Genomic DNA, 9,912 nt, shown 5'->3' with positions numbered 1-9,912 from the left:
TAAGACCCACAGCGCCGATGGTACTGCACCCGAGAGAGTGTGGGAGAGTAGGACACCGCCGGACACCCCTTAGGCTGAGGCCCCCACACCACCCGGTGCGGGGGCCTCACCCACATAACCACCCACCAACACATCGGCAGAACAAGCCGGGCGCACCTTGACTGAATATGGGCGATGGCCCCGCGCCTCAACTGAACGTGGCCGGCGGGCCCGAGCCGACGGGGCGAGTGGGTAGCGGAAGCCGGTAAGTCCTCAGCCGGATTCGACTCAGCCGTATTCGACCGAGAGCCACGCTGATGGAAGAAGCCAGGCTGCCGACTGCGCTGCGCCACTATCAGGGATCCGACTATCACACCACTGCTCCATGTGCCGGGAAGGCTCCCGGCACGGGAGACCTGCGCACTGGACTCAGCCCGGGAGAGCCCGGCGGTAAGGTCGGATCATGAGTGGACTGTTCTCGCATTCGCCCACACCCGACAGCCCGGTGGATTCCCGTGCGGACGTGGTGTCCGACGTGGTGGTTCCCGCCCCGGGCGAGCATGCCTGGGCCGGGTTCACCGAGCACCTGCACCTGTGGTGGCCTGCCGCTCTGCTGAGCCGATGGGGGGAGAGCAGTTTCTTCGACCTGGAGGACAACGCCCTGGTCGAGACCTCCGCCGAGGACGACGAGTACGTATGGGGTGAGGTCACGAGCAGCGCTGCTGGACAGTGGCTCGAACTCCGGTGGAGGCATGCCGGGTCGACGTCGACCACGACAGTCCGCGCGGAACTAGGAGCTGGAGCTGTGGAGCCGCCCCCCGAGATGGATCGGCAGGCGTCAGCAGAGGAGACGGACGGAGCCAGTTCCACTCTGACCCTGACACACAGTGGATGGACCTCCGAGGACCCTGCCGAGCTGTACACGTCCTACCGGGAGTTCTGGCCGGAGGCGCTGTCCCGTTACCGCCGTTTCATGGGTGGATCCTGATGGGGGCGGGAGACCTCGAGGAACTGGCACAGCTTCTTCCCGGCCGGGTGGGTACGGCTGCAGAGGATCTCGAACTGCATGCCCGGGACAAGGGTCCGGTGCTCGAGCACATCCTCCCGCGAGCGGTGGTGCGCGCACGGAGCATCGAGGACGTCCGGACCATCCTCCGCTGGGCGACGCGCCACGCGATTCCGGTGGTCAGCCGCGGGGCCGGATCCGGGATCTCCGGCGGTGCCCACGCCACGGACGGTTGCATCATCCTCTCGCTCGAGGAGATGAACCGGATCCTCAGGATCGATGCGGACGATGAGACCGCCGTCGTCGAGCCCGGGGTGATCAATGCAGATCTCAATGCAGCGGTGGCCGAGCACGGGTTGATGTATGCGCCGGATCCGGCGAGCTACCGCTGGTCCACCATCGGAGGGAACGTCGCGACGAACGCGGGCGGTCTGCGCTGTGCGAAGTACGGGGTGACACGGGACTCGGTACTCGCCCTCGACGTCGTCCTGGCCGACGGCACGCTCGTCTCGACGGGTCACAGCACGTTCAAGGGAGTGGCCGGGTACGACCTGACGGCCCTGCTCATCGGCTCCGAGGGGACGCTCGGGGTGGTGGTGGGAATCACCGTTCGTCTGCGGTACCTGCCGCGCTCGGTACGGACCCTGGCAGCGTTCTTCGACGACTTCCCGAGGGCGGCCGAGGGTGTGCTGGCGATCAGCCGTGCGCGGATCCAGCCGGCGATCCTCGAACTCCTGGACGGCAGGACCCTTGAGTCGCTGGACAGTGTCCACGGGTCCGACCTCCGGCGGCGAGGAGGGTCGCTCCTGCTGGTGCAGACGGACGGATTCGGAGCAGCCGAGGAAGCGGAGATGATCCGCCGGGAGCTCGTCGGACTGGGGGCGAGCGTCAGCGACGAAGGAGCCGCGGAGGCGGACAGACTCATCGATCTCCGCAGACACAGCCGAGGGGATGCGGCGGACGACGTCCACCGGGTGGGGGAGGACGTCGCCGTACCGAAGTCACGGCTCGTACAGTACGTGGCGGCGCTGGAGGAGCTGGCTGCGCGGCACGGGGTGAACCTGAAGGTGGTGGCGCACGCGGGGGACGGCAACCTGCATCCCACCTTCTGGGTGGAAGCCGCGGACGGCGAGGATGCACGAGGACGGCTGGAGGCGGCGCTGGACGACTCGGTACGGACGGCCCTCGACCTCGGCGGCACGATCACCGGCGAGCACGGCGTAGGTCAGTACAAGCTCCGTTGGCTCGGCTGGGAGCAGTCCGCCGCGGTCCTCGAGCTGCAGCGCAGGATCAAGGAGGTGTTCGACCCGCTCGGTATCCTCAACCCGGGCAAGGCGATCGGCTCCTGACCGTACGCCCTACCTCCGGCCCGCGGAGAAGGCCCGATGATACTGTTCAAGAAAGGGCCGGTCATCGCCGGTGGTACCAACAATCTCAGGGGGCAGCATGTCGGAGAACAATTCAGGATCGCGAGGCGGACCGGAGGGCAGCTCGCCGTACGGCGACCAGAACCAGCCGCAGTACGGTCAGAACCTCCCGCAGTACGGCCAGGGCGCATCACAGTCGTCCGAGGGTCAGTCGCAGTACGGTCAGCAGGGTGCATCACCCTACGGTGACCAGAGCGCATCACCCTACGGTCAGCAGGGACAGTACGGTGATGCTGCCGCAGGGTACCCGGGGCAGCAGGGCGGCTATGCCGGACAGCCGGCGGAGAACCCGGGACGGACCCTCGGGATCGTCGGGTTCATCCTCGCCATCTTCCTGGCACCGATCGGGTTGATCATCAGCATCATCGGGATGGTGAAGTCGAGAAAGGCCAGGATGGGCAACGGGTTCGCCCTCGCCGGAATCATCATCGGCGTTCTCTTCACGATTCTCGGTGCTGTCATCATCTACTTCATCGTCAGTGTCGGCATCGAAGTGGCTCAGCTGTGCGAAGGCGTACCGAGCGGCGGAACCGTCGAATACCAGGGCGTACCCACGCAGTGCCCGTAGCTCGCTGAGCGAAGAAGGACCGGCAGTCATCGGCTGCCGGTCCTTTCTCTTTGCCCCTCAGTTCCCCGCATACTCCGAATCGCCGTCGATGCCGATGGTCTTCGAATCGGCGGTCAGCATGATCTCGGCCTCGTCCCGGCGGTGGCGCAACTCGTCATCCAGATAGGACTGCACTGCCTCCGCCATGGGGACGTTCCGGTCCTCGCGCTCGGACATGTACCACCGGTGCTCCAGCACCTCGTGGACCACCTCGGCCGGCTCGAGCTTCCCGCCGAGCTCACGCGGTACGGCCCGCACGATCGGCTCGAACACCTCGTTCACCCAGAGGTGTGCACTGAACTCCTCGTCGAGCGTGGGGTTGTTGTCCGCGCGGTAGGCGTCCATGTCGTTCAGGAGGCGCCGTGCCTGGTTCTCCTGGGCGTCGAGACCCGTCAGACGCAGGAGCCGGCGGCTGTGATGGCCGGCGTCGACCACCTTGGGCTGCAACTGGATCTGCGTGCCGTTCGCGGCGGTCTTGATCGCGTACTCCTCGACGTCGAACCCGAGCTCGTTGAGGCGGCGGATACGCGCTCCGACCCGCCAGCGTTCTCCGAGCTCGAAGGACTCCTTCTCCGTCAGTTCCTTCCACAGCCGGCGGTAGCTGTCCATGATCAGCTCGCTGGTGGCCAGCGGATCCACTTTCTCCTCGATCAGTCCGCCCTCGGCGAGGTCCATCAGCTCGCCGGCGATGTTCACGCGCGCGATCTCGAGATCGTACTCGCGCTGACCCGTGGAGAGCTCCGGGTACAGCTCACCGGTCTCGGCATCCACGAGGTACGCGGCGAAGGATCCGGCATCGCGGCGGAACAGCGTGTTGGAGAGCGAGACGTCCCCCCAGTAGAAGCCGATGAGGGGGAGCCGACGAGGAGCAGCGCCTGGGCGTCGATGAGGCGGGCCAAGGGGGCCCGGCGCAGGGGCTGGGGGGGCAGCGCCCGGGAGGGGGGGGAGAATTGGAGGGGGCGGGTGACCAGGACGGGGTCGAGTTCTCCGCCCTCGGGGGTGGTGCGGCCGGAGATGACGGCCACGGGCTCCACGCAGGGGACGTCGAGCCGCTGGAGCTTGCGCAGCATGTGGTACTCGTGGCGCGCCACGTGCTCACCGGTCTCCTTGACCGCGATGACCGATCCGCCGAGGTGCGCGAAGCGGACGATGTGCCGGGAGATGCCGCGGGGCAGGGCGGCGAGTGTACTGGCCGGCCACTGGTCGAGGGTGATGTGCCACGGGAGGTCGAGCAGCTCCGGATCGGTGGCGGCCGCGGTGATGTTGAGCGAGCCGAGGGAGTCGGGGCTCTCCTCGGACACCGGGCGGATTCGGGGGAGTTTCCCGGTCTGGCCGTAGTCCGTCGGCTCGTCGTGCCATTGGGCGTTCGTGGTCTCGGTCATGGTGCTGCCTCCGGGTCAGGACGGGAACGTACCTGCGTCAAGCGTAATCGGCGTCAAACGACGCGGTGGCGCCCACCAGGCTCCCGAAGGATGCCCGGTGGGCGCCACCGCCGTCGTCGTTCGAGGAGTACGGCTAGACCGTCTCGGCCAGACGGAGACCGCTCCCGGTGTCGAAGAGGTGCACGTGGCCCTGCTCGGGGCGGACGTACACCACGTCACCCTTCATCGGGGGGCGGCGACCGTCGACGCGGACCACCATGTCGTGGTCCTTGCCGTCCAGCGTGGTGTGGCCGTAGATGTAGGCGTCGGCACCGAGTTCCTCGACGACGTCCACCTCCACCTGCAGGCCTGCATCCGCCAGCTTGAGGTCCTCCGGGCGGACACCCAGCGTGACGGTGTTGCCGGCGGCGGCATTGAGCACGTCGTTGGGCACCGGGTAGGTGAGGCCACCGAAGATCACGCCGCCGTCGGTCACGGGCAGCTCCAGGAGGTTCATCGCGGGTGAGCCGATGAAGCCGGCCACGAAGACGTTCTTAGGGCGCTCGTAGAGGTTGCGGGGGGTGTCCACCTGCTGGAGGATGCCGTCCTTGAGCACGGCGACGCGGTCACCCATGGTCATGGCCTCGACCTGGTCGTGGGTCACGTAGACGGTGGTGACCCCGAGGCGCCGGGTGAGCGAGGCGATCTGGGTGCGGGTCTGCACGCGGAGCTTGGCGTCCAGGTTCGAGAGCGGCTCGTCCATGAGGAACACCTGCGGGTTGCGCACGATCGCGCGGCCCATGGCGACGCGCTGACGCTGACCACCGGAGAGGGCCTTCGGCTTGCGGTCCAGGTAGTCCTGCAGGTCCAGGAGCTTCGCGGCCTCGCGGACACGCTCGGCGCGCTCCTCCTTGGAGACACCGGCGATCTTGAGCGCGAAGCCCATGTTGTCGGCCACCGACATGTGCGGGTAGAGGGCGTAGTTCTGGAAGACCATCGCGATGTCGCGATCCTTCGGGGGGACGTCGGTGACGTCGCGGTCACCGATGAGGATGCGTCCGGAGTTGACGTCCTCGAGGCCCGCGAGCATGCGCAGGGAGGTGGACTTGCCGCAACCGGAGGGGCCGACGAGGACGAGGAATTCGCCGTCCGCGATCTGGATGTCGAGCTTGTCGACGGCGGGCTTCTCGGTGCCCGGGTACAGGCGCGTGGCCTGGTCAAACGTTACCGTTGCCATGGTTCTTGTTCCTTTTCACGGGCAGGTACGTGCCCGACGATCCGTAGTGAATGGAAGATATTCAGTTGTGGGGCGTGGTGGTCAGCAGTACTGCCGGCCGGGGCCACGTGATCCGTAGTATGACACGTCCGTCAGCGGAGCGCATCCTCGCGCAACCGGGCGAGCTCCGTCAGCACGTCGGCGAAGTCCTCCGGGGTGCCGACCAGGAAGCGTGCGGCGGTGTGGCCGGCACCGATCCGGACGCCGACGTCACCGGTGCCCAGGGTGCGCAGTGCGTTCTCGTCCGTGACGTCGTCGCCCGCGAAGAACACCGCGGTGGCACCGGTGGCCTCCCGCAGCAGGGCGAGCCCCTGCCCCTTGTCCGCGTGGATCACGGAGACCTCCAGGTTCCGCTTGCCCTCGCTGATGCTCAGTCCGTGGAGTGGGGCGAGCCCCGATCTCGTCGCGGCGACCGCGTCCGCGGCCACGTCGTCGTCGGCCGTGCGGGTGTGGAGGACGACGCCGGCGGGCTTGTACTCGACCCGGGTGCCGGGATGGGCGGCGGCGGTGTCCTCGACGACGGCGACGGCGCGTGCGAGCAGGGCGGCCTGCGGCTCGGTGAGTTCGAGGGGTGCGGCGTCGGGGCCCAGCCAGGTCTCGGCGCCGTGGCTGCCGATCAGGAGCGTCTCCGGTGCGGGATCGGCAACCAGGCGCAGACTGTCCAGGGCGCGCCCGGAGACGAGGCCCGTGGTGGTCCCGGGGAGTCCGGCGAGTGCACGGACGGCGGCGGCGGACGCGGGGAGGGCGCGGGCATCCTCCGCCCGGCCCACCAGCGGGGCGAGAGTTCCGTCGAAGTCCAGTGCCACCAGGAGGTGCGGCGTCCCTGCGACGCTCTCCAGTGCAGCCTGCAGGTCAGGTTCAGGAGTCATGCTCGGAACTTCCCGCGTGCAGGGCGTCCAGGAAGGTCCGGGACCACCGCTCGACGTCGTTCTGCACCACCTGGCGCCGCATGAGCCGCATGCGCCGTGTCTCCTCGGCCTTCGGCATCTCGATCGCCTGGACGATGGAGCTCTTCAACCCGTCGATGTCGTGGGGGTTGACCAGGATCGCCTGACGGAGCGTGTCCGCGGCCCCGGCGAACTCGCTGAGCACCAGGGTGCCCGTGTTGCCGATCCGTGCTGCGACGTACTCCTTCGCCACGAGGTTCATGCCGTCGCGCAGTGCCGTGACGAGCATGACGTCGGCTGCGAGGTAGAGGGCCACCATCTCCTCCACGGGGTAGCTGTGGTGGAGGTAGCGGACGGCCGTGTTCTTCATGGTGTCGTGCGTGCCGTTGATGCGCCCCACGGCACCCTCGATGTCCTCGCGCAGGAGCCGGTACTGCTCCACACGTTCCCTGCTGGGACTCGCCACCTGGATCAGCGCGGCGTCCTCCACCGTGATGGCGCCGTCCTCGAGGAGCTCACCGTAGGCCTTCAGCCGGTGGCCGATGCCCTTCGTGTAGTCGAGGCGGTCGACGCCGAGGAGGATGTGCTGCGGATCCCCGAGCTCGCGCCGGATCTCCTCGGACCGCGCGATCACCTCCGGTCGCTGCGCGAGCTCCGCGATGGAGGCGGTGTCGATCGAGATGGGGAACGCCTCCGCGCGGGACACGTAGGCGGGGACGCCGTCCTCCGACGCCGGGACCTGGACCTGCTGCGCCTTGATCGTGTACCCCTTGAAGCGGCGCACGCAGCGGAGGAAGTTGCTGGCGTCGCTGGGTCGCTGGAACCCGATGAGATCCGCGCCGAGGAGCCCCTCGATGACCTGACGGCGCCAGGGGAGCTGCGCGTAGATCTCCAGGGGCGGGAACGGGATGTGGTTGAAGAAGCCGATCCGGAGATCCGGCCGCAGCTCCCGGAGCAGCTTGGGCACCAGCTGCAGCTGGTAGTCCTGCACCCAGACCGTGGCGCCCTCGGCGGCCACGGATGCCGTCGCCGTCGCGAAGCGCTCGTTGACCCGCCGGTAGGAGTCCCACCAGGTGCGGTGGAACTCCGGCGAGGCGATGACGTCGTGGTAGAGCGGCCAGAGCGTGGTGTTGGAGAACCCCTCGTAGTACAGCTCCACCTCCTCCGCGCTGAGCGGCACCGGGACGAGGTGCATGTTGGCCTCGTCGAATGCCTCGAGCGTCTCGTCCGGTGCGCCGTGCCAGCCCACCCATGCGCCGTCGGCCTTCGCCATGACCGGGGCGAGCGCGGTCACCAGGCCTCCGGGTGAGCGTCGCCACGAACTCTCCCCGTCGCCGTCGACCACGCGGTCCACCGCCAGGCGGTTGGAGACGACGATGAAATCGAAGTCCCCGTACTGGCCGTCGACGGCGGAGGGGGGAGTGACGCCGGGTGTGGTGGAAGGTTGTGCTGCGCTCAAAACTGGCTCCATCGCAGTAGGTGGTCTCCCTGCCGACTCTATCGGTTCGCCTTCCCTCCGGGACCTGCGCAGGCCACCCAGGAAGCTCGTAGCCGGGATCGCTAAACTGGTCGCACCGAAAAGCCGACGAAGAGGACTGATGGCGCCCACACCCGCACGCAAGCCGACCAAAGCCGAACGCACCGCGGAGGCCCGGGAACGAGCCCGGCTGATGCAGGAGCAACAGCGGCGCAAGGAGCGCAGGAACGGTCTCCTGGCCAAGGGCGGGGTGGTCCTCGCGGCGCTGGTGATCGTCGCTGTCATCGTGGCCGTGGTGGTGGGCAATGCGCGCGGTCAGGTCGCCGACGCCGGGCCGGCACCGCAGGCGGGCAACGCCCAGGGCGGTATCACCCTGGTGTCCGGGACCGAGCTGGCTCCTGCGCGGACCGGTGACGTGGACACCGCGGATCTGCCCGAGGAGCCCGCACCCGCGGGGGAGATCCCGGACGGGATCGACTCCTCCCCGGACGGGCCGCTGCAGGTGGTCGCGTACGTGGACGTCAACTGCGTGCACTGCGCGGACTTCGAGGCACGGTACGCCGACCAGATCCGCTCCTGGCTCGACGACGGCGAGATCACCTTCGAGTACCGCACGGTCGCCTACCTGGACCGCAACAGCAGCACCGCGTACTCCTCCCGCGGCGCGAACGCGGCGGCGTGCGTGGCCGACTCCGCTCCGCAGAGCTACTTCGACTTCACCCAGGGCCTGTTCGCCCACTTCGAGCAGGGCGAGCTCGACGACGCCGGCCTGATCGAGCTCGCCGACCGGTCCGGAGCCGGGGACATCTCCTCCTGCGTGGAGGAGGGCACCTTCCGTCCGTTCGTCAAGTACACGACGGAGGCGGCGCAGGCGGCCTCCGTCGGCGGCACCCCCACGGTGTACGTGGACGGGACCATGGTCGCGAACGGCGTCTCCGACTTCGCCACCACGGTGCAGACGGCACTCGACGCGCGCAGCTGATTACCCGGCCCCGCCGGCGCTGGGCTACCCTTGGTGTCGTTCTCGTCATTCCGTACAGCACGAATCATCCGATACGGGACGACGACGGCGCTCGCCGGGGTGGCCCGGCACGCCTCCTTAGCTCAGTTGGCCAGAGCACCGCTCTTGTAAAGCGGGGGTCGTCGGTTCGAATCCGACAGGGGGCTCACGTCGACCCTTCCGTGCAGGCTCCGCCGGCCGGGAGGGTCGTCCCGTCCACCGGCGTCGTCCCTCCCGGGGCGGCTCAGCCGCTGAAGGGCACCCGGCGTTCCTCGATCGCCCTCGACAGTTCCTCCGGGGCCTCCGTCGAGACGAGCACAGCGGTCTCTCCGGTGCCGATGCGGACGGTGGGCCCGCCCACCAGGTACCCCGTGGTGCGGTGCGGCAGTTTCCGGAGCCCCATCCCCTGGACGAAGCCGGTGTCCGCGTCCGGAGCCGTCCCCGTGATCGTGCGGTAGGGGATGGACGTCGAGAAGACACCGGCCACCCTGATGCTCAGCTCCTCCGTGCCCAGCCGCACCACCGCCCGCATCCGGAGGCAGAGGAGGAACGTCCCCGCCGTCACGGCCGCGACACCGAGACCCAGGGGCCCGACGTCGCCGAGCGCGAGCGGCAGGACCGCCACCGCCACTGCCACGACCCCGATGGACAGCAGGCCCACCCTGTACCGGCGCGGCATACGCGCGTGGAACTCCGCGCCCGATGCTCCCTGCTGTGTACTCATGCGATCACGCCCCTTCCTCCTGCGACGGACCGCCGCAGTTCTTCGATGCTCATGACATTTCCTCGATCATCAGATCGAGCGTACGCGTTGTCCTCGACAGAGGCACGAATGGCAATACCGCGCGCGAGTTCTCCGGGGTAATTCGAGGGTGCGGCTTTACAAATCGCC

8 protein-coding genes, 1 tRNA gene and 1 pseudogene are annotated in these 9,912 nt (G+C 68.3%); 5 read left to right on the top strand and 5 right to left on the bottom strand.

The window, feature by feature from the left end:
- The first annotated feature begins 442 nt into the window (after positions 1 to 442).
- From AC792_RS00900 to AC792_RS00890, 3 genes are all read left to right on the top strand, one after another.
- Positions 443 to 967: a hypothetical protein gene (locus AC792_RS00900; protein ID WP_049828715.1), complete on the top strand. Its 525-nt coding sequence runs from the start codon at positions 443 to 445 to the stop codon at positions 965 to 967.
- Positions 967 to 2,334 carry an FAD-binding oxidoreductase gene (locus AC792_RS00895; RefSeq protein ID WP_049828714.1) on the top strand — a complete coding sequence of 456 codons (1,368 nt, stop codon included), beginning with the start codon at positions 967 to 969 and terminating at the stop codon, positions 2,332 to 2,334. Before AC792_RS00900 ends, AC792_RS00895 begins: the two co-directional genes overlap by 1 nt.
- Before the next feature lie 97 nt (positions 2,335 to 2,431).
- The gene (locus tag AC792_RS00890; RefSeq protein ID WP_049828713.1) at positions 2,432 to 2,980 is read left to right on the top strand and encodes a DUF4190 domain-containing protein; all 549 of its coding nucleotides are present in this window, start codon (positions 2,432 to 2,434) and stop codon (positions 2,978 to 2,980) included.
- 57 nt (positions 2,981 to 3,037) lie between these two features.
- Here AC792_RS00890 and AC792_RS00885 read toward each other — a convergent pair.
- The 4 genes and pseudogenes from AC792_RS00885 to AC792_RS00870 form a co-directional block, all read right to left on the bottom strand.
- A pseudogene (locus tag AC792_RS00885) lies at positions 3,038 to 4,401 on the bottom strand (DUF4032 domain-containing protein).
- A gap of 133 nt (positions 4,402 to 4,534) precedes the next feature.
- Complete coding sequence (locus AC792_RS00880) at positions 4,535 to 5,617, bottom strand: ABC transporter ATP-binding protein (protein WP_049828712.1); 1,083 nt, start codon at positions 5,615 to 5,617, stop codon at positions 4,535 to 4,537.
- A gap of 131 nt (positions 5,618 to 5,748) precedes the next feature.
- Complete coding sequence (gene otsB / locus AC792_RS00875; RefSeq protein WP_049828711.1) at positions 5,749 to 6,525, bottom strand: trehalose-phosphatase; 777 nt, start codon at positions 6,523 to 6,525, stop codon at positions 5,749 to 5,751.
- Positions 6,515 to 8,014: an alpha,alpha-trehalose-phosphate synthase (UDP-forming) gene (locus AC792_RS00870; protein ID WP_049828710.1), complete on the bottom strand. Its 1,500-nt coding sequence runs from the start codon at positions 8,012 to 8,014 to the stop codon at positions 6,515 to 6,517. The genes otsB and AC792_RS00870 overlap by 11 nt, the downstream gene beginning before the upstream one ends.
- Before the next feature lie 127 nt (positions 8,015 to 8,141).
- On the opposite strand from AC792_RS00870, the gene AC792_RS00865 reads away from it, so the two are divergent.
- Together AC792_RS00865 and AC792_RS00860 are read left to right on the top strand one after the other, a co-directional pair.
- Positions 8,142 to 9,002, top strand: a complete 861-nt coding sequence (locus tag AC792_RS00865; RefSeq protein ID WP_049828709.1) for a DsbA family protein — start codon at positions 8,142 to 8,144, stop codon at positions 9,000 to 9,002.
- Positions 9,003 to 9,113: 111 nt separating this feature from the next.
- A tRNA-Thr gene (locus AC792_RS00860) sits at positions 9,114 to 9,187 on the top strand.
- A gap of 77 nt (positions 9,188 to 9,264) precedes the next feature.
- Here AC792_RS00860 and AC792_RS00855 read toward each other — a convergent pair.
- On the bottom strand, positions 9,265 to 9,744 hold the full coding sequence (locus AC792_RS00855) for a hypothetical protein (RefSeq protein ID WP_152915948.1): 480 nt from the start codon (positions 9,742 to 9,744) through the stop codon (positions 9,265 to 9,267).
- Between the last annotated feature and the right edge of the window lie 168 nt (positions 9,745 to 9,912).

It is taken from the genome of Arthrobacter sp. RIT-PI-e (assembly GCF_001187915.1).
GTDB lineage: Bacteria > Actinomycetota > Actinomycetes > Actinomycetales > Micrococcaceae > Arthrobacter_D.
This window is presented reverse-complemented; position numbering and strand designations above follow the sequence as displayed.

Coding starts and splice junctions, on each gene's coding strand:
- AC792_RS00900 (WP_049828715.1), top strand. CDS start 443: ATGAGTGGACTGTTCTCGCATTCGCCCACACCCGACAGCCCGGTGGAT.
- AC792_RS00865 (WP_049828709.1), top strand. CDS start 8,142: ATGGCGCCCACACCCGCACGCAAGCCGACCAAAGCCGAACGCACCGCG.
- AC792_RS00880 (WP_049828712.1), bottom strand. CDS start 5,617: ATGGCAACGGTAACGTTTGACCAGGCCACGCGCCTGTACCCGGGCACC.
- AC792_RS00895 (WP_049828714.1), top strand. CDS start 967: ATGGGGGCGGGAGACCTCGAGGAACTGGCACAGCTTCTTCCCGGCCGG.
- AC792_RS00870 (WP_049828710.1), bottom strand. CDS start 8,014: ATGGAGCCAGTTTTGAGCGCAGCACAACCTTCCACCACACCCGGCGTC.
- AC792_RS00890 (WP_049828713.1), top strand. CDS start 2,432: ATGTCGGAGAACAATTCAGGATCGCGAGGCGGACCGGAGGGCAGCTCG.
- otsB (WP_049828711.1), bottom strand. CDS start 6,525: ATGACTCCTGAACCTGACCTGCAGGCTGCACTGGAGAGCGTCGCAGGG.
- AC792_RS00855 (WP_152915948.1), bottom strand. CDS start 9,744: ATGAGTACACAGCAGGGAGCATCGGGCGCGGAGTTCCACGCGCGTATG.